This is a genomic window from Nocardia arthritidis (genome assembly GCF_011801145.1).
Taxonomy (GTDB): domain Bacteria; phylum Actinomycetota; class Actinomycetes; order Mycobacteriales; family Mycobacteriaceae; genus Nocardia; species Nocardia arthritidis_A.
On record NZ_CP046172.1, the window covers coordinates 2,127,010 to 2,150,067 of the forward strand.

Annotated in this window: 19 protein-coding genes; 4 read left to right on the plus strand and 15 right to left on the minus strand. The window is 64.4% G+C overall.

The genetic code is table 11. From position 1 onward, the window contains the following. Positions 1 to 25: 25 nt before the first annotated feature. The gene (locus F5544_RS09470; RefSeq protein ID WP_203217510.1) at positions 26 to 1,525 is read right to left on the minus strand and encodes a carboxylesterase family protein; all 1,500 of its coding nucleotides are present in this window, start codon (positions 1,523 to 1,525) and stop codon (positions 26 to 28) included. A 196-nt stretch (positions 1,526 to 1,721) separates the two neighbouring features. Between F5544_RS09470 and F5544_RS09475 the strand changes: the two genes are divergently transcribed. After that, complete coding sequence (locus tag F5544_RS09475; protein ID WP_203217511.1) at positions 1,722 to 2,450, plus strand: TetR/AcrR family transcriptional regulator; 729 nt, start codon at positions 1,722 to 1,724, stop codon at positions 2,448 to 2,450. Positions 2,451 to 2,492: 42 nt separating this feature from the next. On the opposite strand, the gene F5544_RS09480 is transcribed toward F5544_RS09475, so the two are convergent. The 4 genes from F5544_RS09480 to F5544_RS09495 form a co-directional block, all read right to left on the minus strand. Then, positions 2,493 to 4,214, minus strand: a complete 1,722-nt coding sequence (locus tag F5544_RS09480; protein WP_167472843.1) for a hypothetical protein — start codon at positions 4,212 to 4,214, stop codon at positions 2,493 to 2,495. Positions 4,215 to 4,321: 107 nt separating this feature from the next. Further along, entirely contained in the window at positions 4,322 to 4,996 is a 675-nt protein-coding gene (locus F5544_RS09485; protein WP_167472844.1) for a TetR/AcrR family transcriptional regulator, read from the minus strand. A gap of 342 nt (positions 4,997 to 5,338) precedes the next feature. Next, positions 5,339 to 5,995, minus strand: a complete 657-nt coding sequence (locus tag F5544_RS09490) for a response regulator (protein WP_167472845.1) — start codon at positions 5,993 to 5,995, stop codon at positions 5,339 to 5,341. Then, positions 5,992 to 7,131 carry a sensor histidine kinase gene (locus F5544_RS09495; RefSeq protein WP_167472846.1) on the minus strand — a complete coding sequence of 380 codons (1,140 nt, stop codon included), beginning with the start codon at positions 7,129 to 7,131 and terminating at the stop codon, positions 5,992 to 5,994. Before F5544_RS09495 ends, F5544_RS09490 begins: the two co-directional genes overlap by 4 nt. A gap of 107 nt (positions 7,132 to 7,238) precedes the next feature. On the opposite strand from F5544_RS09495, the gene F5544_RS09500 reads away from it, so the two are divergent. The 3 genes from F5544_RS09500 (at position 7,239) to F5544_RS09510 (ending at position 10,650) form a co-directional block, all read left to right on the plus strand. Then, positions 7,239 to 8,558 (plus strand): S28 family serine protease, encoded by a 1,320-nt coding sequence (locus F5544_RS09500; RefSeq protein WP_167472847.1) that lies wholly within the window; start codon positions 7,239 to 7,241, stop codon positions 8,556 to 8,558. Between the two features lie 196 nt (positions 8,559 to 8,754). Beyond that, entirely contained in the window at positions 8,755 to 9,621 is an 867-nt protein-coding gene (locus F5544_RS09505; RefSeq protein ID WP_167472848.1) for a hypothetical protein, read from the plus strand. Positions 9,622 to 10,089: 468 nt separating this feature from the next. Beyond that, positions 10,090 to 10,650, plus strand: coding sequence for a plasmid pRiA4b ORF-3 family protein (locus tag F5544_RS09510; protein ID WP_238847172.1), 561 nt, complete (start codon positions 10,090 to 10,092; stop codon positions 10,648 to 10,650). 9 nt (positions 10,651 to 10,659) lie between these two features. On the opposite strand, the gene F5544_RS09515 is transcribed toward F5544_RS09510, so the two are convergent. The 10 genes from F5544_RS09515 to F5544_RS09560 all read right to left on the minus strand — a co-directional run bounded on the left by F5544_RS09515 (position 10,660) and on the right by F5544_RS09560 (position 23,055). Next, positions 10,660 to 14,046 (minus strand): NB-ARC domain-containing protein, encoded by a 3,387-nt coding sequence (locus F5544_RS09515; protein WP_167472849.1) that lies wholly within the window; start codon positions 14,044 to 14,046, stop codon positions 10,660 to 10,662. A gap of 395 nt (positions 14,047 to 14,441) precedes the next feature. Continuing rightward, positions 14,442 to 14,603, minus strand: coding sequence for a hypothetical protein (locus tag F5544_RS09520; RefSeq protein ID WP_203217512.1), 162 nt, complete (start codon positions 14,601 to 14,603; stop codon positions 14,442 to 14,444). A 145-nt stretch (positions 14,604 to 14,748) separates the two neighbouring features. After that, entirely contained in the window at positions 14,749 to 15,402 is a 654-nt protein-coding gene (locus F5544_RS09525; protein ID WP_174867304.1) for a recombinase family protein, read from the minus strand. Between the two features lie 89 nt (positions 15,403 to 15,491). Continuing rightward, positions 15,492 to 16,025: a hypothetical protein gene (locus tag F5544_RS09530; RefSeq protein ID WP_238847173.1), complete on the minus strand. Its 534-nt coding sequence runs from the start codon at positions 16,023 to 16,025 to the stop codon at positions 15,492 to 15,494. Then, on the minus strand, positions 16,022 to 18,220 hold the full coding sequence (locus F5544_RS09535) for a site-specific integrase (protein ID WP_203217513.1): 2,199 nt from the start codon (positions 18,218 to 18,220) through the stop codon (positions 16,022 to 16,024). Before F5544_RS09535 ends, F5544_RS09530 begins: the two co-directional genes overlap by 4 nt. Next, positions 18,217 to 19,941 carry a hypothetical protein gene (locus F5544_RS09540; RefSeq protein ID WP_167472851.1) on the minus strand — a complete coding sequence of 575 codons (1,725 nt, stop codon included), beginning with the start codon at positions 19,939 to 19,941 and terminating at the stop codon, positions 18,217 to 18,219. Before F5544_RS09540 ends, F5544_RS09535 begins: the two co-directional genes overlap by 4 nt. Continuing rightward, on the minus strand, positions 19,941 to 21,395 hold the full coding sequence (locus F5544_RS09545; RefSeq protein WP_167479088.1) for a tyrosine-type recombinase/integrase: 1,455 nt from the start codon (positions 21,393 to 21,395) through the stop codon (positions 19,941 to 19,943). Before F5544_RS09545 ends, F5544_RS09540 begins: the two co-directional genes overlap by 1 nt. 96 nt (positions 21,396 to 21,491) lie before the next feature. After that, positions 21,492 to 22,346, minus strand: coding sequence for a tyrosine-type recombinase/integrase (locus F5544_RS09550; protein WP_167472852.1), 855 nt, complete (start codon positions 22,344 to 22,346; stop codon positions 21,492 to 21,494). Then, positions 22,343 to 22,816, minus strand: a complete 474-nt coding sequence (locus tag F5544_RS09555; protein WP_167472853.1) for a hypothetical protein — start codon at positions 22,814 to 22,816, stop codon at positions 22,343 to 22,345. The genes F5544_RS09550 and F5544_RS09555 overlap by 4 nt, the downstream gene beginning before the upstream one ends. Further along, positions 22,813 to 23,055 (minus strand): hypothetical protein, encoded by a 243-nt coding sequence (locus tag F5544_RS09560; RefSeq protein WP_167472854.1) that lies wholly within the window; start codon positions 23,053 to 23,055, stop codon positions 22,813 to 22,815. Before F5544_RS09560 ends, F5544_RS09555 begins: the two co-directional genes overlap by 4 nt. Positions 23,056 to 23,058: the final 3 nt, after the last annotated feature.

The window sequence follows — 23,058 nt, forward strand, 5'->3', positions numbered from 1 at the left end:
CAGAGGCAGGTTCTCGACATCGCGCCTACGGCTTTGGTGGGCGGCGCAAGGTGGACCAGAATCCGCATCGGTGTTCGGCATCGAGGTCCACTGGGTGAATCATGTTGGGGGCCAATGACAGAACGTCGGTCGCCGTGCGGTACTCCGGCCAGTTCGGTGTGCCTGAGCGGTTCGGGTCGCCGGTTCGGGCGAAGCGTGTCCAGTAGTCGATCATGGTGTCCGACAGGCGATTCTGCTCGGTGGATAATGGGGTCGGGAATTCGGGGCTGTCGAAGAGATACGGTATTTCGCCGACGTGCAGTGCGCCGGTCGGGAAGTGCGCCTTGGCCATATCCTTACCCCACGGTGGGTTGGGGTCGGCGAATTCGTATGCGTACGTGGTGGTTTGGGCGGCCAACGCATCGTCGGTCAGGAGTGCGGTGCACCCCCAGGTGTAGTCGGAGAACAACCGCGCGAGCGCCTGGCTGGGGGAGCCGTAATCGGTCAGTGGATATTCCGCCGCGATGCGATCGGCGTCCGCGCCGAAGGCGCTGTCGAGTTGGTTACGGTAGTCGGCGGGTGTGTACACGTGATCGGTGAACGACTCGATGGCCCAGATGAACGTGCTGTGCTCATCGCGGGTGGTGCCGTGAATCACCGGGACCCGATTGAACTTTCCGCTCGCGATCGCCTCGGCCGGTGCGAGCGGGAGCGGTGTGTGCTGTCCGCCGTAGGCCGGGCCGTATCCGGCGCCGTCCGCGGCGGCCAGTATCTTCGCGGCGGGGACGGTGCGCAGGCAGTCCGCCGCATCGGCAGCGGCGCCGCAGCCGAGTTTGTCGGCCAGCTCGCGGCCCTGCTGTTCGGCGGCGGCACGCGGCCGGGCGAACCAGTAGCCGTCGTCGTAGGGCCACTGATTAGTCTCCGAGCACGGACTGCTTTGCACGATGGCGCGCTGGAACAGGCCTGCCGCGGACGGTGAGGCGAGTAGGGAGCAGGTACTGGTCGCCCCGGCGGACTGGCCGAAAAGCGTTACGCTGTCCGGATTTCCGCCGAAGCGGTCGATATTGCGCCGCACCCAGCGCAGTGCGGCCTGCTGATCGAGCAGTCCGTAGTTGCCCGACGCGGCGTCGGCGGTGTCCAGCCCGGGATGCACCAGGTATCCCAGCGCGCCGAACCGGTAGTTCAGGGTCACCACGACCACGCGACCCTTGGTGGCCAGGCGGCGGGCCTGGTAGGGGTCGGCGGAGCCGAAATAGAAACCGCCGCCGTGGATCCAGACCATCACCGGCAGTTTTTCGCCGTCCGCGTGATCGGGTGCGGTGACGTTGAGATACAGGCAATCCTCGGAATCGCTGGCCGGATCGCCCATCGGGCTCGCGTTCTGCACGCAGGGGTGACCGGGCGCGGTGGCGTCGCGAACGTCCCGCCACGGCACGGGCGGAGCCGGTGGGGCCCAGCGCAATCGGCTCACCGGCGGGGCGGCATAGGGAATCCCCTGAAAGGTTCGGTAGCCGTCGGCGGCGGTGCCGCGAACGGGGCCATCCACGATCTGGACGACCGGATGCTCTTGCGCTGCTGGTGTTTTCGAATCTCGTGCAGTGCAGCTGACCAGGCAGGCCGCCGCGAACAACGAGGCAGCGCATAGGCGTGAGTGTTTGCGGATCATCGCTCCCCTTGCATAGTGTATTAGATACACTAACTCGAGCGATGGCACCGTGGTGCCGGAGGAATCAGGGGCAGATGTGGAACGGCAAGTGCCGGACGAACTCTCACGACTGTGGCGGCTGCCGGGCGCCGGGCGTACCGGAAGACCCGCGGAACTCGACGTGGAACGCGTGGTGCGCGCGGCGGTCGCGCTCGCCGACGAGGCGGGTCTGCAAGCCGCGACACTCCCGAAAGTCGCTGAATCCCTTGGTTATTCGACCATGTCGCTGTACCGCCACGTCGGTTCGAAGGATGAACTGCTGACGCTCATGCTGGACGCGGGTGTCGCGAGTCCACCCGATATCCGTACCGGCCCGGCGCATTGGCGCGACGGGTTGCGCGAATGGACCTATGCGTTGCGCGACGTATACGTCGAAAGGCATTGGCTGATAGACGTTCCGGTCTCCGGCCCGCCGTCGGGTCCGAACCAGATCGCCTGGTTCGATGCCGGTCTGAAGGTGCTGCGTGCCGCCCGGCTCGCCAGCAACGCGAAAATCGCGGTGCTGGCGCTGCTCAGCGGCTATGTGCGTCAGATGGTGACGCTCGCCGCCGAACACAATCCCGGACTCGGTCCGGATCCGGCGCGGACCTACCGTACATACGCCGCGAACCTGGCCCGGCTCGTAGACCGGGACCGATTTCCCTATGCCGCAATGCTGTTCGCCGGAAACGCCTTCGAGGCGCCCGAATACGGCACCGAGCCGATCACCGAATTCCACTTCGATTTCGGCCTGAACACGATTCTGCGCGGCATCGCCGAGGACTGATCTCGCTGGGTGGCCGCCCGGTCCGCGCGGCGAACAAATCTATCAACGGGTGATGAAGTCTGTGATCGCAATTGTTGTGGCGCTGGGGTTTCCATCGTTTTGGCGGGGTGCGGCGGTGAGGACGTCCAGATGGGTGTAGCCGATGCCGGTGGCGGCGTCGGGTGGGCGCAGCGGGTGGGAGCCCGGGTTGAGGATCTGGACGATGGGGGTGAGGAGTTGGAGGGTGTCGTTGACGGTGCCGTTGGTGCCGTAGATGTAGACGGCTCGTTTTTCGAAGGGGCCGTTGGGATATGGGACCGGGGTGGTGTCTTTTCTCGGCGTGCCGGGGAAGAAAGCGTCGAAGAAGACGGTGGGGCCCTCGAACAGCTGGCGGGCCAGCGAGTGGATGTCGGTGTGTTCGGTTTGGGGCGTTGAGTAGACGCGGCCGGTGTTGTCGGGTGCGGCGGGTTGGTCGTAGTTATTCCAGGTGTAGAGGGCTTTCGGGTCTGCGGGGGCGACCTTGTCGAAGCCGAGCAGAGATTTCTTCAGCGGCCAGCCGATGAGTGGCAGGGTGATGTCGGTGCCGGGAATGTCGGCCAGTTCCTCGGGCACCCACAGGTACTTCTCGCGTACGGGACCCCCGCCGAAGCTGCCGAAGCTGATGTCGGCCGGGGTGAGCGGCATGGAGTTGTTGTCGAGCAGCGCTCCGAGCATGGCGGTGTTGGTGTAGCGGAAGGACCGGACATCGGGGTCGTTGGTGATCAATTGCAGGTGATCGGCGGCGAGCAGGCCGCGCAGGATCAGCTCCATATTCGGGCTGTGTGGCAGCATTCGCAGCAGCTGTGATTCCTCGTCGGGCTCGAAGTAGGCGGCGATCCCGGCGATGGAGAACAGTGTCATGGCGTCGGGCACCACATTGTCGGGCAGGATGCCCTGGAAGAACGACCTGCCTGCGGTGGCCGGTTGCGTGCCCGGATTATCTTGCGGCCGTGATTGTTTCGAGTCGGCTTGGTCGATGGTGAGTGCGGTGTCGAGTACGACGAAGCCCGCGCATTGGGCGTAGCCGGGGGCGGGATGGTCAGCGCTGCCGAATTCGGTGGCTGCGAAGTAGCTCAGGTTCTCCCCGCCTTGCGAATGTCCGGCGCAGTAGACCTTTTTCGCTCGCTGTTGCGGATCGGGGATCGCCTCGGCGATGGCGGTGTACCAGTCGCGGTTCTGCTGGTCCATGTCATCGGATTTCAGCGCTTCGGTGTCATTGGATGACGGCCAGCCGGGGAAGGTTCGTCCGTCCACCGCTTTGTGGTTGAAGTAGTAGTCGACGGCGACTCGGTAGTCCTTGGCCGCGATGGCGGCATCGAGTCCGGTGCGGTCGTAGTAGCAGGGCGAACGGCGTTGCATGCCCCAGAATTCGACCGCGCGGCTTCGATCGTGGCCGCGCCGCAGTACTTCCGGCGCTAGTGAGTCGAATTGTTCTGGGCCGCTGAACATTCCGGGCATCGCGGTGACGACGGCATCGGCGTCCCCGGATTGCTGCGGGCCGTCGGCGAGCCGGTACCGCAGATAGTCGACGTAATCGCAGCCGGGTGGATGCGGGCCCGCCGCCGCGGGCAGCGGGGAGTACACCTGGACCCAGCTCTTGACCACGCCGGGCCCGGCCTCGCCCAGGGGCTTCTCGATCCGTTGGCCGACCGTCTGATCGGCGTGTGCCGGCGAGACGCCGATCAGCTGGGCCGACAACATGAGCTGACAGGCGGCCATACCGGCCACTACGGGTTTGTGTTTCATCGCCATCGCCTCGGCAAAAGTAGAAAACATGAATGTTTCTCACAAAAGCTAACAGCCGAGGCGTGCCGCGAGCGCTGATTGCTCTGGGGAATAGGGGATTTGGGGAATCAGTCGACACTCGGTGGTGGAATATCCACCAGCAGTAGAGCATTCACCACAGCCAGGATCGTCGGCAGCAGGTCGGGTAACCGCTCGGCGCCGTGCGCCCGGAGCTGGGTGGTCAGTAGGCGGGCGACCGCGCCGACGATCGCCTGGGCCACGGCCTCGGACAGTTCGGCAGGCAGATCGGGGCGCTTGCGCCGCGCCACGGTGACATGCTCGCGCAGTGCGGCGGCCGCCTGCGACAGGTACCGCTCGTACTGATCCTGAATCTCGCCGCCGGCCTGTGGAGCGGCCAGCAAGAACACTCGGGCGAAGGCCGGTCTGCGCGCCAGGGCTTCGCATACGCCCCGCCACCCCGCGGTGATCCTGTCGTCCCGCTCGACGCCGCCCATATCGGTCGCGTCGATGATTTCGACCATCAGATCCTCGAACCCGTGCCGTAGGGCGGCGGCGAAGCAGGCGTCCTTATCGGCGAAATGCTCGTAGAACGTCCGCCGCGACACACCCGCACGGGCGATCACGTCGGCGACCGTGGTGGTCCGGTATCCCTTCTTCGTAACGACTTCGACCACCGCATCGAACATCCGCAGCCGTTGCGACGCCAGCACGGTGTCGCGGTCGAGCTTGTGCGGCCCCTTCGGCAATGCTCGCCGCGCTCGCCCGTCCGGCAAGTTACCCACCAGCCAAACGTACTCGAGCGGCGCGGAGTGTGGCGGTGACCATAATGTTTGGCGGATGGGGGTGGGCTCGGTTAGGGTAGTCGTGCGAGGCGGGGAAGTTCCTGGATCTATAGCTGGGGGCCGAGTTGAGTTCCTCCGCGTCGTCCAAATATTTTCCGAGCCTCGATCATCTCGATCGAGGCTCTTTTCGGTTCCTGCGAGTGCCCGCGTGGAGTTCGAATTCGATACCGAGATAATCGGTCCTGGATCCGGCCGCATCGCGGCCTCCGCCGAGTCATCTGAAGATGTTGTGCAGCAGGGTGTTTCACCATCGAATCGGATTCGCTCAGTGCGGCAAGCGATTCAGGCGTCGACGAAGTCCGATTCGTAGGCGAGGATCACGGCCTGTGTGCGGTCTCGCACACCCAGTTTGGCCAGGATCGCGCTGACATGGGATTTGACGGTTTCGGAACCGAGGTGCAGCTGCGCGGCGATTTCGGCGTTGGACAGTCCTCGGGTCATATGTCGCAGCACGGTTTGCTCGCGCTCGGTGAGCGATGCCCGCTCGAACGTGGTTTGCGCCTGGGTATTGGCGCGTCCGGTCGCGAGGCGGCGCAGCGCCGCCGGGTAAAGCAGTGAATTCCCTTCCGCCACGGTCCGGATGGCGTTTGCTATCTCGGCGGGCCGTGCCCGTTTCAGCAGAAAGCCGTCGGCGCCCGCCCGCAGCGCACCGTAGACGTAGTCGTCGTTTTCGAAAGTCGTGATGATGAGGATCTTGGGCGGGGCGGATATCGCGCGCAGAATCGCCCGCGTGGTTTCGATGCCATCCATCAGCGGCATCCGGACGTCCATGGCGACGACGTCGGGTCGCAGCCGTTTGATCAGCGGCAGCACCGCGACCCCGTCGGCGGCCTCGGCCACCACCTCGATACCGGATTGAGCGTCGAGGATGGCGCGCAGGCCGGAGCGGGCAATGGGTTCGTCGTCGACGAGCAGGACGGTGATCGGCGTCGCGTTCATCGAAGCGGGAGTTCGACGTGCACCTGCCAGCTGTCTCCGAGCGGCCCGAGCCGGGCCAGCCCACCGAGGAGTCCGGCGCGTTCGCGAATGCCGCGCAGGCCGCTGCCGGTGCGTGGTGGGCTCGGTCGTTCGGGTAGCGGGTTGCGCACGCACAGTTCGAGCCGCGCGGCGTCGACCCGCACCGAAACATCAATGGGCCCGGGGCCATAGTGCCGCAACACGTTGGTCAGCGATTCCTGCAGGATGCGATAGCCTTCCCGCGATATCGGGCCGGGGATCGAGTCGACCGCACCCTCGACGGTCACCTCCACCGACGCGCCCGCGGAACGTGCCGAGTCGAAGAGGGCGGCCGAGGAGGCCAGCGTCGGACGCTCGACCACCGGCTGCCCGGCGTCGCGCAGCACCCGCAGCACCCGATCGAGGTCGTCGAGGGCGGCCCGGCCGGTGTCCTCGACGGCACTGAGAGCACGGTCGGTGAACTGGGTATCCGTGGTGGTCCGGGCGGCGCCGGCCTGCAGGACGATCGCGGTCAGGGCGTGACCGATCGAGTCGTGCAGTTCGCTGGCGATGCGATTGTGTTCCAGCAGTTGTTCGGTGCGCGCCTCCAGCATCCGCAACCGTTCGGTCGGTGACGGCCCGAGCAGTCTGCGGGCCGCGACGGTGACGAGTTCGCCGAGTCCCACCACGGTGATCGACAGAATTGCCAGCGGTACCGGGATCAATACCGCCCACCACCAGTGCGATGGCAAGTGGACCAGGGTGTCCCGGGTCGGCGCGGAGCCGACACTGGCACGGATCAGATCCGTGCACAGCCACACGGTGCCGACCCCGACCGCGAGCAACACCGCGCTGCAGGCGAGCCGAATCTCCAACCACCACACCGTGCGCCAGCGGTCCGGCCAGGTGGTCGCGGGCGCGGCCGTGAGGGAGGCGTCGGGTGTGCCGCGGGTGAGCAGCAGCTCGGCCTGGATCCCTTCGGCCAACCGGGTCATGGGCAAGAGGCCGACCGGAATCATCAGCAGCGCAACCACATACGGTCGGCTCGGGTCGATGAACAGCCAGAGCGCCGCGATCGTCAACGGCACACACAGATGTATGCCGCGGGTATAGGTCAGCGGACGGAACAGGGCGAACACCTTCCCATCGTCGCAGTTCGGGTTCGTTCCGGTCCTCCCCCGTCCGGGGGAAGGCAGCGGTGCTCGCGGGGGAGGACTGCCACGCCGTATCCGGCGAGGCTGATGACATGACCACGATCGACAGGTACGTGCGCCTGCTGCTCGCCGTGTTCGTACTCTTCGTTCCGTGCGCTGTGGGGTGCGCGCGGGACGAGGACATTCGCACTGTGCTGCAAGCGATTCCGGGATTGCGCGTCAAGGGTGAACAGACCGCGTCGGGTGGTCGGCTCTTCGAACTCACCTATCGCCAGCCGATCGACCACGACCATCCCGAGCGCGGCGAGTTCGACCAGCGCCTGACGCTGATGTACCGGGCCACCGATCGGCCCATGGTGCTCTACACGAGCGGCTACGACCTGACCTCGAACGTCGCCTTCCGAGCCGAGCCGACCGAACTGGTCGGCGGTAACCAGATCGTCACCGAGCAGCGGTATTTCGGTTCCTCCCGACCAGCCTCCCCGGACTGGACCACGCTCGACATCCGGCAGGCCGCCGCCGATCACCACCGCCTCATCGTGGCATTGCGGCCGATATTCCGGGGTGCGTGGATCTCCGCCGGAGCCAGCAAGGGCGGTATGGCGTCGATCTATCACCGGCGCTTCTATCCCGATGATGTGGTCGGCACCATCGCCTACAGCGCCCCGAACATCCTCGACGACGCGGACCCGACCGCCTACGACCGATTCGTCGCCGAGGTCGGCACGCCTGAATGCCGGGCCGCGATCATTGCGGTCCAGCGTGAAATCCTGTTGCGGCGCAAGGAAATCGATGACCGGCTCACCGACTGGGCCCAACGTTCCGGCTACGCCTTCCAGACAGTCGGCGGCGTAGACCGCGTCGTCGAGTTGGCCACGCTGCAGGTGCCGATGTACTTCTGGATGCACCGCGGCGTGGCCGACTGCGGTGCCATTCCACCCGCCGCGGCAACCACCGAAACGCTCTATACATGGTTGGACGACCTCGTACAGCCGGCGTCCTACACCGATCAGGGCCTCGCGGTCGCACTGCCGTCGTTCTATCAGCTGGGTACGCAGCTCGGCACGGCCCGATACTCCGCACCGGGACTCACCGATCTGCTGCGCTATCCGAACATCCAGGACATGCGCAACTATGTGCCACAAGAGATTCCCCTGCGTTTCGATCCCGACGCGATGCTCGATATCGACCGCTGGGTCCGAAGCGACAGCACCGGGCTGATCTTCGTCTACGGCGCGAACGACCCTACTCGGGCAAAACCTTTCCGCCTCGGTCCCACTCCCCGCGGTGACGCCATCTACCTGGCCCCCGCCGCAAACCATCTCGCTCGCATCGCGAATCTGACAGCTGCCGACCAAGCCGCCGTACTCGCGGCCCTCACCCGCTGGTCGCACGGATCCGGTTCGCATTGATATTCCGGTACGCGTGCGTGGCCCGCGTCAGCGACGCCCGCAGCGTCTCCGCGGCTGCGGCGGGTTCGTGGCGAGAGGTGAGTTGGGCCGTGCCGCAGGGCTTTCCGACCCGCGAGTGTGTCGGGGTGGTGCTCTACGCTCAGGTCCCGCGGGCCGGTTCGATTTCGGCCTGCGTCGACAATCGGGAGGATGGGCTATGAGCGACGTTCGCCGGCAGGTTACGGAATTGTTCTGTACCGCAGCCGAATTGCGCGGTCACACCGCGCAGGTGAGCGCCGATGGTGAGGTGACAGTGTCCGGCCCGACCGGGACCACGGTCTACTACCTGGAGAACTTGGTACGCAAAATCGCCGCCGCGCCGCAGCAGGACTGGGCGGCACTTGTCGCCGACCACCTCGGCACCGCGCTGAGTCACTACGAGGTCGCCGATACCGAACCCCTGGAGGCGATGGAGTTCGCCGAGGTGCGGGCACTGGTGCGCACCCGGCTGTACCCCGACAGGACCCATGACCAAGTCGCGTGCGTCTGCCGACCATTGGCCCCCGGATTGACCCAGCGCGTGGTGCTCGACGGTGTACATACCATCTCGCCGGTGACCTATCAGCTGTTGGCGAGCTGGGATATCGATGAACGCGATCTGTTCGCGCTCGGTGAGCAGAACACGCGTACCGACGGGCCACTGGAGGTCGAGCGAGCCGACTTCCCCGAGGATGCCCCGCCCTGGTTTCTGCTCAAAGGCAACGACTACACCAGCGCGCATGCGCTGTGGCTCGGCGACTATCCCGATGTCATCGGCCGTGCCGGTGCGCTGTTCACCGTTCCCGCCGAACTCAGCATTTACGCCGCCCCGATCGACGATATCGACGTGCTCGAGGCCGGGCAGATCCTCGCCTCGCTCGCGGCGCACCACTTCGCGAACGATCCGTGGCCGACCAGTCCACACCTCTACTGGTGGGATGGCGGCCATATCGAGCTGGCTATCCACGTCCAACCAGCCGGCGAATCTCTCGAGCTGCAACCCACCGACGAGTTCCTGACCCTGCTGAACCAGCTCGCCGTATAGGGGAAGCCGCGGCGATTGTCACCACAACACGTTTCGACAGGTAGAACGAATGAAGCCCCCGACCGTACGTCAGGGGCTTCATGCGGTGCGCCATCAGGGACTCGCGCACGTTTTCAGTACCGCTGGACACTGTGAAAGTGTCCATGTGAGGGAGGTTAGCCCTCGTAGTCTCGGCCGGTCAACTTCTCATGACTGGATACAGGTGACGGCCGGGGGCCTCGGAAGCGCCCGTGTCAAAATCAGCCTAACGACCGCGGTCACGGCCGCCGGTTGGGGCGACTGGGAGTGGGTAGGACTTGTTCATCTGGCGTGGCGACTGGGTGCAGTGAAGGGGTCAGAGGTAGGTGGATTGGTTTGGTAGTCGAACCATCGGTGGCCAGTGAAATTGCTCTACTGACGGCTCCACTTGGTAGGAGCTATCTGGCCGCAGTGCAACTTCCGGAGAACTGATCAGCTGTTGCGTCGGCGATGGGTTCGGGTGGCAGGATCAGCCTCATGAGTCGGACGTGGCTGTCTATTCGGGTCGATCTCATCGGTGGTGGCGGCGAGGAGCTGTGGCCGCGACCGGGCCGGATATTCGCCGCAGCGCGTCGTCACACGTTCGAGCAACTGGCCACGGCGATCGACGACGCATTCGCCCGCTGGGACCGTCACCACCTGCACGAGTTCCAGCTGGACAACGATCTTCGCGTCGCCGAGCCGGACCTGGATTTCGACGAACCCGGCACCGTCCTCGACACACGCAAAACCAAACTGAGCCAGCTCATTCCGGGACAGCAGTTCGTGTATATCTTTGACCTCGGTGATTGCTGGACATATCTGTGTACGGTGGGCGACGAACGCATCGATCCGCTCGAAGCGGTCGGCATCGAGCCCTCGCTGCCCTGCCCATATTGGGGCTGGGGCACGATCCCGGACCAGTACGGCCGATGTTGGGACGAAGACGATTCCGAGACGCCACTGCCACCCGACCCTCAGTTGGCGGACCTACCGGCGCTCTACCCGGGATGGGGAGTCCTCGAACGGTGATCGCCGCGATCACGGTGCGAATGGTTGTAGGTACGCGTGTGATTGAGAGTGGGGGTGGCTGTCGCTGGTGAGGATGAGCCCTGTGATCGGCATCGGCGTGATTTGCAGTAGCGCTGCCGATTGCGGGATGCGGATACGGGCTACCGGGTCGCCGGTGTCGATTGTGCGCAGGTCAGCGGTCAACGCTGTGGCGCTAGGATCGTCGAGCCAATATGCGTGGTAGCTGGCGGTCGACAGGATCGTGCTCCAGCGCCCTGGGACCTGTACACCAAGCCAGGGTCCTGGCGTCGAATCAGCATCGAGGCTTGAGTATTGGATGTGGCTGAATGCGGCGTCGAACCAGCGCACGGGTCGGCCGCAGTCGGCGCATTCCAGCCAGTAGCTGAGCCATGACTGCAGATGATCGAGTTCGCTGGTGCTGGTGACTGTGTCGGGTGTGTTCGTCGGCCGGAGGGTGGTCGCGATGGTCAGTATCGATCGGACGCTGACGGCGGAATTTTGGGTGCTGGCGTAGTAGGCGCTGAATAGAGCGTGGCACCAGCGGTCGTATTGGCTGACGAGCAGGTCTGCAGCGAGTCTGAGGATGCGGTCCAGTTGTTCATGCAGTGTCGAGTCGACCCCATCGTCCACAAGTGGGGTACACAGGGCGAAACATGCGTTCAGCAGCGAGCTGGCGATCCCTGCGCGGATCTGGGGGTGCGCGATGAGGTCTGTGTCAAGGCTGTCGAGTTGAGCGGTGAGATCGACGGTGCGATGGAGATGGGCAAGGACTTCGACACGGTAGGTGGAAAGATTGATTCGCTGCAGATGGTCGCGTCTGTCGAGGTCGGCGAGGGTCGTGTCGATCACCTCGAGTGCTCGCTCGTCTTGGCGTTCCGCGACGAGGGTATTGATCTCGGAGTTGGTGTCGATCGACAGCGCACGAGCGTCGGCGGGGAATTCCGTCGACAAGGCCCGCACGCGCCGTTGTAGATCTCGCAACGGTTCGATGTTCTGGAAAGTGACATGCGACTTGTTCAAGGAGGTGTCGACCCATGCCTGCAGTCCATGGCGGACTAGTTCAGCGTCCCAGTCGCGATCGTCGTTAGCTGCCGCCTGTTCGAGGGCCTCGATCGCGGTTGTGGCGTGGGGAAGAATCTCTTGCTGTGCACGATCGAGGAGGCGCAGTGTTTGGATCAGTTGGGCTGAGGTCTTCGCGATCAGACGGTATTCTCGATTTGGTTGCGCGAGTAGCAGATTCATCTCGAAATTCAGCCAGCGCGCCGCTTCGGTGCTGCGCCCTTGTATATCGAGCAGGTTCGCCTGATTGCCCGCGAGGGTGGCCGCGTATCTGATCGCTTGCTTGTTCCGTCCGGCCCATTCGCCGGCATGGGCGAGCACCGCCAGCGAATGAGGCTGCAGGGTGACCGCCTCAGCGTATCGGTGCGTAATCAGGTAGTAGTCGAGCCAAGAACCGAGGTGGAGCGCCGCACGGTTGATCATTACTCCGATATCGAAGTACGTACGCACGATCCGCTGCACGATCTCGTTAATCTCCACCCGAGACCGCAGTTCGGATGCGATATCCGGGTCCGAGTTCTCTTCGCTGTCCGCCCGCTCGATGAGTGACTCGCTACGGATTCGGCGAATCGCCCGATCGACCGCGGGGAACATCGACTCGTCAGGTACCAGCATCCGATATCCAGATTCCCGTAGCTCTGTTTCGGTCACCACGGCGGCGGTGAACAACAGTGTGGCGGGGATCGAGCGAGACGCCAGTACCGAGCCGACCCCGAGCATGTTGTAGGCGTCAGCGTCCGCGCCGTCACGGGACCGAATCGCCTTGGCCTTCATGCGATCCAGACACATTCCTATCGCTGCCTGCACAGTTCTGGGATATCCGTCATGGTCGAGAGTTTCGTCATTGAGAACGTACGCGTCGATCTTCATCAAGTACTGGTCGACGCCTTCCATAAGAACCGACAACGAACCGAAGTGGGCGGCGACGATCTGGATCACCAGCGGCCAGCCTTCGAATCGCTGAGCGACCGTGTTCAACGCTCGTGTCACGGCGGGGCTGTCGGCCACATTCATATCCAGTCGGGACGACAGCAGCGCCACAGACTCGTCATTCGGCATCGGGGGGACATCTACCGGACGGTAAGCCGTCCAGGCGACCGAGTTGTTCGATGTGATCAGAACATTCACACGACCGACGTGGGGTAGCCAGCCGGCGATGTCATCGGGGTGGTGCGCATTGTCGAAGACGATCAACCACCGGCCCGGGAAGGCCGCGATCGAGGCTCGGAACTGTTCGGCCACGTCTTCCGGCGCTAACTGCGGTTCGAGATCGTGTAAACCGAGCGTTCGCCGCTGCGCCACCACGGACGCAAGCACCGCGGCATCGGATTCGGCATCGATCCAGCACACACGGTCGTACGTATCGGACTCGGTGTGGGCATACATGGCGGCCAGCCGGGTCTTGCCCAACCCGGATCGCCCCAGGAGCGCACATCGGCGCGAGCGCCGTGAACGTACGTTGTCGAACCGCATACGGATCGCGGTCAGTTGCGCTTCCCGGACGATACCGTCTCCGGAGGGCACGTGATGTAGTCCGATCGCAGTTTCATAGGCGCCGACCGCCTCGGCAAGCACATGCGGTGATGTCGCCAGTAACGCGGTGAAAGCCGCCAAGGACACCGATCGAGCAGGGCTACCCTCATTCGTCGGCATTACCGTTTCGATGCCGGCCGCTCGTTCGAAAACCTCTGCAAGAGTGGACTTTTCAATCAGCAGAGCAGCCTTCTCGCCGAGAGCTAACCCGTGTTCCGATCGCCAATCCCGGACGCGCTGTCGAATCCGTCGGCGGATCGTCTGCGCCGTCTCCCCGGTGGCTTGGACATGCCCACGGCGAAGGCGAGCCACCGCCGCCGGATCTCGCGCTAACGCCGCCAAGTCCGCGGATGCGGTTGTCGACGCAGCCACGAGCACACCCAGCTGCGACACGAACTCGTCGTCGGCGAAGTGCTCTGTATCGCGGGCCGCCAGGAGGATGTTGTTCAGCTCGTTGATCTCACGGCCTGGACGTTCGTTCGTGGTGACTACGTACTCGGGGCAGTCGATCGATCCCACGAGCCGGATAAGGATTCGCAGCGCTTTCGCTGCGCTCATCGTGTTGGAGGCAGGGGCAGTCGTGGATTTGACCTGATGCACCGCAACAACACCGCGGTCGGGGTGGCGAATCGCGAAGTCGACCACATCCGGGTCTTCGGCATTGGCGTCCCCACTGTCCTCGATCACGACCTCCGCCCCCGAGGGCCAGTCGTCGGCGATACAGATCAGAAACGCTTCGATGGTGAACAGATACTGATAGAACAATCCCGAAGCGGCGCGGGCTCCCCCGTCCATGCGCAACATGACATCGAAGGTAGTCGATCAGAAGGCCGAGCTCGCGAAATCCGACTGTCAGGCCCGTTCGAATCAGGTGGATAGGAGGAGAATTGGGTGGCAATGAGACGAACGGACAAGTGGGACAGAATGATTGACGCACAAATACTCGCACCGCGACCAGCGGCTCGCCAATGCTATGAGTATGCGGGCGCACTTGCGGGAAGTGATCGCCGGTCTGACCACGACACGGTTACCGGCGAGGACGAGCGCGCACAGTAGCGTCGAGTACATCTGACGAGACGAGCCAGGTGGTCGCCGGGACCCTTCCTCATCCTGCGGACTGGCCTGGCCTACCCCGTGCGGACGGCGGCGAGCATATTGTTATCTCGTGACAGATTCTGTCCCGTGTAGGGTTGCTCCGATTAGGCGGCGAGCGGATGCGGGAGTCCGGTCATAGCGGACAGGGCCTCGGCGACCTCTTGGACACTGGCGCGGATGTAGGTGGCTGTTTGTCCGGTGCGGCTGTCTGGTTCGGTGTGTCCGGCGTAGGCGCGGGCGACGGCGTAGCCGAAGTTGCGCTCCACCCAGGTCAGAGTGGTGTGCCTTGTTTCCGCGGTGATCGTGTGCGTTTGTGTGGTGTTGTGTTTGGCGGGTGGGCCGATCGTTGTGCGGTTTGTGATGCCGTTGGCTGTTGGTGTTGTGATTGGCTTGAAGGGTTTGTGATTGAGATCACTTGGGGTTCTGGGAATTTCGTGTGTTCCTGGTTCGGGGTGAGGGGGCCGAGGTGTGTGTGATGGTGGGGGTGGATTGGTTTGTGTTGTTGAGGTGGCGGTAGATCGTGGCGCGGGTGACGCCGAATTCGGCGGCGATTTGGGCGACGGTGTAGCGGTGTTTGCCGTCTTCATCGGTTTCGTCATACATGTGTTGGGACAGTTCGATTTGGCGTGGGCCGAGTTTGGGTTTCTGGCCGCCGGTGCGGCCGCGGGCTCGGGCGGCGGCGAGTCCGTCGCGGGTGCGTTCGGACATCAGGGCGTGCTCGAATTCGGCGATGGCGCCGAGGATTTGGAAGAACATGCGGCCGATGGTGGTGGAGGTGTCGATGCCTTGGTCGAGCACCAGTAGGTCGACGCCGCGGGCCTGGAGTGTCGCGGCCAGGTGGATGAGGTGTTCCAGTGAGCGTCCGAGCCGGTCGAGTTTGGTGACTACCAGCTGATCGCCGTCGCGGGTGGCCACCAGCAGCGCCTTGTCGAGCTCGGGTCGGCTGGCCAGTGTGCCGGATGCCTTGTCGATGAAGATCTGTTCGCAGCCTGCGGCGGTGAGCGCGTCGTGCTGCGCTTCGGGGCGTTGGTCCGGGGTGGAGACTCGTCCGTAGCCGATCCTCACGCCGGGAGCGTATCGCAAACCCCTATGGTGCGACATTGGCGCGAACACGGTATGTGAGACACCTCGGACCTGCGGAGATGATCGGTGCGTCAGTGTGTCTTGCGAACGTTCATTATCGAGACGGTGTTGTCTCGTCGATTGCTCGATGTGGTGTGTTTCGAGAGGGCGGACGGCCGCTGGTGGGTGCGGTCGTGTTCGGCGTCCTGGGCGAGGGGCGCGGTTGGTTTGGTGGCGGCGCGCAGGTGGAGGATTTCGTCGTGTTGGGCGGCGAGGCGGGCGAGGGCGTGGGTTCGGAAGTCGGTGAGTTCCTCGATGGTCGAATTGGCTTGGGCCAGGTGTGTTTTGAGCTTGTCTATGTCTGCTTTCAACCGTTGGATCTGTGCGGTTTTCGGGTTGGGTGTTTGGCCGGTGTGCTTCAGTTGCTGGAGTCGGTGTTCGAACTCGGTGCGTAGGTGTGTGTAGGGGCGGGTGCCGTAGAAGGCGGTGCGGTCGATGCCGGATTCGAGCGCGAGGGTTTTGATGTCGCAGTTGCCGCCGGGCGGGATCTCGCCGCGCAGCAGCCGGTCCATGGTGGCGCGGATGCGGTTCTCGTTCTGGGTGCGTTGGGCAGCATTGATTCTCACGGCTTTTCCTCGCTGGGTGTTGGTGTTGTTGCGGCGTCGATGTCGGCGATGACGCGCAGGGCGCGGTGGTGGTCGGCTTGCAGGCGGGCGTGTTCGGTGGTGCGGGTTCTGCCGAGCTGGCCGAGGAAGGTTTTGGTGCGTTCGGCGTGTTCGATCCAGACGGGTCGGTGAACCTGGTGGTGGGTGGCCTGCGGGCAGCGGGCGGAGTCACACATGCCGATCAAGGGCCGGTCCGCGGTGGGGGTGTCGGCGAGTTTGAGGCAGAGCGCGCGGGAGGGGTCGGTGAACCAGCAGTAGTTCGCGGCGCCGAGGTGCAGCGTGTTGGCGCGTTTGGATAGCAGGTTGAGGATGTCGCGGTCGTTGCGTTGGATCTTCGGTGCTGCAGCAGGTTCGGTATTGAGTTCGGTGTCGACGGATGTGAAGAACTCGGTAAGGCTGCGGGCTCCGGGCCCGGCGGGCAGGATTCCTTGCTGGTAGTTGTGGAATTCGGCCAGCACGAGTTGCAGGTTGCGGTCGGCTTCGTGCTTGTTGACTTCGGCCAGCAGTTCGGCCTGGGCGCCGCCCGGGCGGGATGCGTAGCCTTCCGTGGTGGCCGTCGCGATGTGCTTGAGGTGTAGTTTCGTGGCGAGAACACCGCCGGGCCGGTAGGCCATTTCCAGTGCGAGAGTTCTTCTGAGCATGCGAAGGGTGACTGGCCCTTCGGGGATCGGGGCGAGCCCGAGACGGACGCCGGCCGGGGAGTTGACCCAGTTCCGGAACCAGGTGTATCTGACCTGGAATGCGAAGCGGGAGAACAGCAATGCCCCTTCGCGGGGATTGTCGTGGAGTTTTTCGGCGAGTTCGACAGCGCGGTAGGCTGGCTCGATGACGACCCATTCGTCGTCGGTGCCGCCGAGAGGCTGGCCTTTGACGATCTTGCTGGCAATGCGGTAGCGCTCGAGGCCGGGGACCGGTGCGGCGATCGGGCGGCGGCAGCCGACACGCAATTCCATCAGCTCGCTGGCCCGCATCCCGGACGTCGCGGCAACAACGATGAGTGCGGCGGTGCGGATGATTCCTACCAGGGCCACGGCCTGTGATCGGTGCAGCGGCAGGGTCCAGGCTGAACTGTTGCCGTTGGCGGTAGGAGCTTCGGCTGCGTCGCGCGCGAATGCTTTCTCGACTCCGACAGCGGCCACCGCGTCGCGCAGCGGTCCGCGCAGCGGGCGCTGCCACCGGCTCCAGAGCTGGGTGTATCCGGCTTGGCGGGCCAAGATCCCGGTGGCGACCGGAAGCACGGGGTCGTCGGTCGACCAGCGGGCAGTGAGTCGGCGGTTGATGTCGTGGTCCTCGAGCATCGGCAGGGGTGTGTTCGTTGCGATGTAATCGGCGAGGACTGTGCGGATGTCGTCGATTGCAGTCGGGCTGCTGTGACAGAGCCCGGGGGCCTTGAGAGACGATAGACGATCGGTTTCTCGGATCTGCTCGTTGAGCTCGATCGCGTGCGGTCCGAGGACCTCCACCAGATGCAGGGCAGCGGCCAGCATCGGCTGCAGCATCTCGCCTGCGATCGGTGGGGTCTTGTTTCCCATTCTGCCGGAAGGCATTTCGGCGACAGCGCTTGCTGTCGCCCCGCCCCAGGGGCGCAGGCTTTCCGAGACCCGGTCGGCGGTGAACAGGTCCCGGTAGTCGATCAAGTCCAGGATGATCTGCGCTGCGGAGCGTCGGATCGCGGGGCTTTGCTCACCGACGACGGTGCCGTCGGCGACGGTGAGGTAGCGGCGGAAGGCCAGATAGGCCTCGCAGGTCGAGGTATCGACCGTCGACAGCATCGTGATTCCCCGACTGGCGAGCCAGTCGAAAAACCTGCTGATTTCGCTCAGTCGCAGGCGGCAACTACGCAGATGCAATGGTGTGCGATAGGCCCGCGGCAAACGGACAACGGCGGGATGTCGTGGGGCGAGCAGCGCCATGATCAGCTCCTTGGCGACCAGGCGCCATCTCAGGTCGATGATCCCCACGAAGGTGAACCGCCTGCTCACCAGTGTCATGTCGACGGGCAGCCCGACAACGTCGGTGAAGTCCCACAAATCGTCCTCGAACACCGGTCTGTGTGCGCCCGCGGGCAGGGCCAGCCCTGCCTGATCACAGACGTCGGTGAGTGCGAAGGGAGAGCGTCCGCTGTCGTCGCGGGGACGCGGTGCGGTCATGGTCATGCGGTGAGTTCCTCCGGGCGCAGCGGGATCTCACTGTCGGTGTCGTGGACGTGAGCGGCTGCCGCGGCGAGTTCGGTGGGGTCGAAACGAGCGAGGATGTCGTCGATGCGGGCGGCGTAAGGACCGAACACCGTCATGAAGTGGGCTGCGGGCATGCAGCGCCACTGGCGAGTGAAAAATGCCTTGAGCCGCAACAGATTCACCGCATGCCGGGGTGCGAACACCGCCAGTGGGCAGAGCAGACAAACCCAAGGCCGAGCCGGACACGGTTTGCCAGCCGGACCGTGCAGCCCGGCCAGCTGGTCCGCGCAAGCGGCGGTGAACACGTCACGGGCGCCGCCAACTAGTTCGGCGATGACAGTATCGTCGAGCTCTATCGACGCCAGTAACTGCGGATAGCCTTCGGCCAGCGCAGCGGTGTCGGCCTCGGTGATCACTGTCGGTGGCTGGGCGCGCCGCAGCAGATCGTGCTGGGCATCTTCGATAATGGTCTCGACGGCTTGCCGCTGCGCCGGGGTAGCTGCGCTCAGATAATGATCGCCTTCGACTGCCGGGGTGTGATTCGGGTCGATTGTGGCCCGTCCGTTGCCGGTCCATGCGCGTTTGTCGCGCATCGCGTGGAAGGTGGTGCGGATTCTGGCCCGATGGATCTTCAACAGTGTGCCGTCGGCACCGACGATTCCGTGCGTCCTGGCCCACCGCTGGCGGGAAACACTTGTCATCCGCGGTGCAGCCAATGCCGCATTGCCGGAGCGAGCCAGGCTCAGCCAGAGCCGCTCTCGCTCTGGCGGCGGGGTAAAGCCGCGCAGTAACGCCGAGTGTGCCAACCACTGTTCGAGCAGCCGCACTGCCCGGCGAGGCAGCGTGAGGCTCTCGGCCGCCGTGCGGCGCTTGAGATACGACAGCAAGACCGACGCATCGCCGGCCCATTCCACGTCGTCGATCCCCAGCCCTTCGATCCCGTCCGGCACGATGCCCGAGTAGATGCCGAACAGTAGCCGGTAGGCGATCGACACATCCAGGTGCGGAAACACCGCCTGAGCCGCCTGGTAGAAAGCAGCTGGCCGATGGTGGTGGAAGAAGTCGTAGGACACCCCGAGCGCGGCGGCGAGGTCCGGTGCGCTGATCGGACCCAACCGTGACAGCAACCAGCAGAAGTTCTCCCATGTCCATCCACCTTCACCGGGATGACGCCCCTGCGAGATCACCGCCAGGGCTCGCCGATGCTCGGCAAAGGAGTCCTCGACCAGCCTCTGACACGCCTCGGTCAGCCGCAGCCAGTCGGCTTCCGGATAGGGCGGAAGCGGGCGCCGATTGGGCTGGATGTTGAAATGCCGACCGGCAGCCAACTCCAGCACACCGTCGCCGAGCCTGCCACCGGCGCGGGCGAAACCCTCCACCAGCGCCCGGGTCAACGCCTCGAGTCGGGCCGGACCGGCCATCCAGAACTGCGCCAGCTGACCACGACGCAGATCGGCGATACCGCCGGTGAACTCCTGCTCGTCCAACGCGCGAACCATCGCCCGCAAAGCGCCCACGTAGCTGTCGACGGTGCTGCCGGTATCGGCGCTGCCGTGCGGATGGATCAACGCCACCAAACCAACGGCCAGATCCCGCACCAACCTCGGGCTCGGCAACCCCGACAGATCGAATTCCGCTGTGCTGCCGTCACTGAACACGCAGTGCAGGCCGAGCGGGTCGTCGATCACCATTGTCCCCATCACAGCTGTTCCTCGTCGAACTCCGCATCGGCTTCCCGTGTGGCAGTGTCCTCGTTGATGAGACCGGTTGCGGTGCCGACAGTTTCGTAGATTTGGCGATAGATCCTGGTGGTGTCCAAGCGTTTTGCGTATTTCTCCGTCGTCAACACGGTCGAATGGCCAAGAAGATCCCGCAGCACCAGCAACGGGTCGGCCTTGGTCAGATAGAACACCAACGCCGCGTCGGTGTCGGTGTCGCGCACCAGCTTCGCCGCCCGCCGGTAGTAGCCGGTCACCAGATACTCCAGGGTTTGCATCGAAAACGTGTGCCGAAGCCGATGTGGGTGAACATGCGGGAACCGTGGTTCGAATCGGGCCCGGATCCGGTCGGCGGTGCGCTCGAACACCGTCGCCCACGCCGTGAACGGGCCGCCATCACCACGCACCGCCAGCAGGCACGACCCGCCCTCCGGCGCCACCAGACGCCGCCGCTCCGCCGCAGTCAGCGACTCCCACGACCGGCGGACACCATTGATCCGGCCACCCCGCGGGCCGGGGTCGGTCACCAACAGTGGTTCACCCCACCGCCGCGGCGGCCGCCAGGCCGACCCCTCCGTGGCCGCGGCGCGGTCGAGCTGCAGATAGTCGTGCAACCCCGCCAGCGCCTCGTAGGAGATCCAGGTGGTACGGAACTTGCGGCCCTTGGTGATTGCGCCCGGCACCGGGAACGGAATCGGGATCGCCGTCGGCGCCGGCGGCAGCGCCGGGATCTCCCACGGCAACAAGTGCGTGAACTCACCCAGCCGCAACCCGGTCGCCAACGCCAGATCCCCGACCGCAGCGTTTCGAGTCATTTCCCGCCCCGAGAATCCGGTGTCCGGGCTGCCGTCGGGCGCCAGGCCCCGCAGGCCCTTGCGGAACAGATCGACGAAGTCCGGTTCCAGATACTTGATCGTCACGTGCGGTTTCGGGGTGCGACGCACCGCCAGGTTCACCCGCACGTCCCGGCCGGTCCCGGCGAAGACTGCCCGCGCGGTCCGATAGGTGAACGGCTCCGCAGTCGCAAAACCTTCCTCGATCGCCCACCGATAAAACAGCGACAAGATACTCATGTGCTGGCCCCACGTGCTCGCCGCGAACCGCGCCCGCACCGGCCCCGCCGCCCGATACTCGGCATACCGGCTCAACCCGGCCTTCAACCGGTCCCGCGAATCGAACAGCCCCACACCATGTTCGACGAGGAACTCCACCCATTCCTTGACCACCCGCGCGTAGTTCTCCCACGAACTCGGCGCCGGCGCCCCACTGGCCGGAAGCAGCCGCAGCCACCGGTTCACCACCGCCGCCGGTCGCGCGGCGGCCGGGCCGTCCTCGAACAGCAGGTCGTCATCGACGATGAACGGCATGCCCTCCGGGATCACCGGCCGGTGCTCGACATCCCAGGACTGCCAGCCCGTAGAAGAGAAGTAACTCATGATCACGAGCGGCCACGGTAGAAACACCACACGACCTAACGCAACGCCCAAACACACTGGCCCCCTGCCCCTTCCGAGGCCAATGCAACACAGGAACTAAGCGGGGACAATGTGGCGGAGCCAGTGGGTGCTGATCTGCTGGCGCCGGACCCATTCCAGGTGCGTACCGATCCGATTCCATAGGGAATCGTAACGGCGGCGCGTGACCACTCGGCCGTCGCGTTGACGGAACAAGGGTTCGGATTCGACGGGGTTGTCACCGTGCCGTTCCGCAATGTGGTGGAGCATGGCGTTCATGAGCGGGCACGACACTGGTTGCCAACGGACCGTTTCGCCCTTCTCACGTAGATAGACGAGGCATTGCTGCGGATCGAGGTCCATCGGCCGTAAGGCCAGAGCTCCAGCTCGCCGGCAGGCGGTTTCGATATGAAGGCGAAGCAACATGGCATCCAGGCATGGGTCGTTTCCGGTTGTCGCCGCGACGTGCACGATTTCTTCGAGTTGGTGGTCGGATATCGCCCGCCTGGTGCTGGCCAGCCTGCGGGGTTTGGGTACTTTTCGCGCGGGGTTGTCATCGCGGCGGATGAGACCGTCTTCTTCGGCGCGCCGGTAGAGATACCGGGCGGCGGCGATGAGGCTCTCGACTGCGCTACGTCCACCGCGCGAGTTGCGACGAACGATTGCCTGCTGTTTGGTCCGTTCGGCGAGTTGCCGGAGTTCGGTAGGGGTTGGCTCAATGATGAGACGCTTGCCCCATGCCGCTTCGATGCGTCGCAGGTACGGGCCGTAGACGCGGAGCGTGGTCGGCGGCATCGTGGCGATGATCGTCGGTATGTAGGTGCTGAAGGTGGGGACGTCGACTGGCGGGGTGGTTTCGACGAGTTGCTGCGGTGTGAGTCCGAGTTTCGCGAGCAACAGCCTGGCGGCCTCGATCTCGGTGGCGGTTGTCATCGGGCACCACCCGTCGATTGCTCGTGCAATGGTGATAATGCCTGCTCTATGAGCCGCATCGGATAAACAAGAAGAAGGTTGCCGCGCACTGACGCTGCGATAAGAACGCGGTTCCCCGGTTCGATCAGGCAGCGATGGCGGCAACATGCGGGTAGAAGCAGATGTCCTCGACCTGTTAGCCGATGGTCACCGTGCTGGTCCTGCCTGATGATGATGGTTCGTCCGACGACTTCGATTGCCAATCTGGACTTGGGTCCCCAGTTCAAGCGGCCGACGGGTCTGCGGTCACTGAGCCGGCCGTTGACGCTGACCGACGCGACGCTGTAGTGGAATTGATCAGCCTGGGCGACGATGTCATCAATTAGGTCCGGCATCGGAAGTCGTGTCGGTAGATCGGAATCTACCGGAGTCGTGGATTGGCTGGCGGACCAGGTCAGTGGTATGGCGGTGCCTTTCGGGTCGCTACTCATTCGCTGTCCTGTTCGAGTGGTGTCTTCTTGCCGGCGACCCACTCGTCGACGTCGGCTTCGTCGAAGAGCAGAGGAGAATTCTGGGCACCGCCCGCTTTCCAGGCCAGGTCGTAGAGTTCGTGGCCTCTGACGCGAAGATGTCGGATGCGGTCGGGGCTGTGTCCGGTTCGGGCCGAGACCTGGTGGATTCGCAGAATTCGTCCGCGAACACGACCAGGGCGGCCTTTGATGGATTCCATATC

Excerpts from the sequence above, each read along its gene's own strand:
- F5544_RS09480 (WP_167472843.1), bottom strand. The coding sequence starts at position 4,214 with ATGAAACACAAACCCGTAGTGGCCGGTATGGCCGCCTGTCAGCTCATG.
- F5544_RS09490 (WP_167472845.1), bottom strand. The coding sequence starts at position 5,995 with ATGAACGCGACGCCGATCACCGTCCTGCTCGTCGACGACGAACCCATT.
- F5544_RS09500 (WP_167472847.1), top strand. The coding sequence starts at position 7,239 with ATGACCACGATCGACAGGTACGTGCGCCTGCTGCTCGCCGTGTTCGTA.
- F5544_RS09505 (WP_167472848.1), top strand. The coding sequence starts at position 8,755 with ATGAGCGACGTTCGCCGGCAGGTTACGGAATTGTTCTGTACCGCAGCC.
- F5544_RS09510 (WP_238847172.1), top strand. The coding sequence starts at position 10,090 with ATGGGTTCGGGTGGCAGGATCAGCCTCATGAGTCGGACGTGGCTGTCT.
- F5544_RS09515 (WP_167472849.1), bottom strand. The coding sequence starts at position 14,046 with ATGTTGCGCATGGACGGGGGAGCCCGCGCCGCTTCGGGATTGTTCTAT.
- F5544_RS09535 (WP_203217513.1), bottom strand. The coding sequence starts at position 18,220 with ATGACCATGACCGCACCGCGTCCCCGCGACGACAGCGGACGCTCTCCC.
- F5544_RS09540 (WP_167472851.1), bottom strand. The coding sequence starts at position 19,941 with ATGGGGACAATGGTGATCGACGACCCGCTCGGCCTGCACTGCGTGTTC.
- F5544_RS09545 (WP_167479088.1), bottom strand. The coding sequence starts at position 21,395 with ATGAGTTACTTCTCTTCTACGGGCTGGCAGTCCTGGGATGTCGAGCAC.
- F5544_RS09550 (WP_167472852.1), bottom strand. The coding sequence starts at position 22,346 with ATGACAACCGCCACCGAGATCGAGGCCGCCAGGCTGTTGCTCGCGAAA.
- F5544_RS09555 (WP_167472853.1), bottom strand. The coding sequence starts at position 22,816 with ATGAGTAGCGACCCGAAAGGCACCGCCATACCACTGACCTGGTCCGCC.
- F5544_RS09560 (WP_167472854.1), bottom strand. The coding sequence starts at position 23,055 with ATGGAATCCATCAAAGGCCGCCCTGGTCGTGTTCGCGGACGAATTCTG.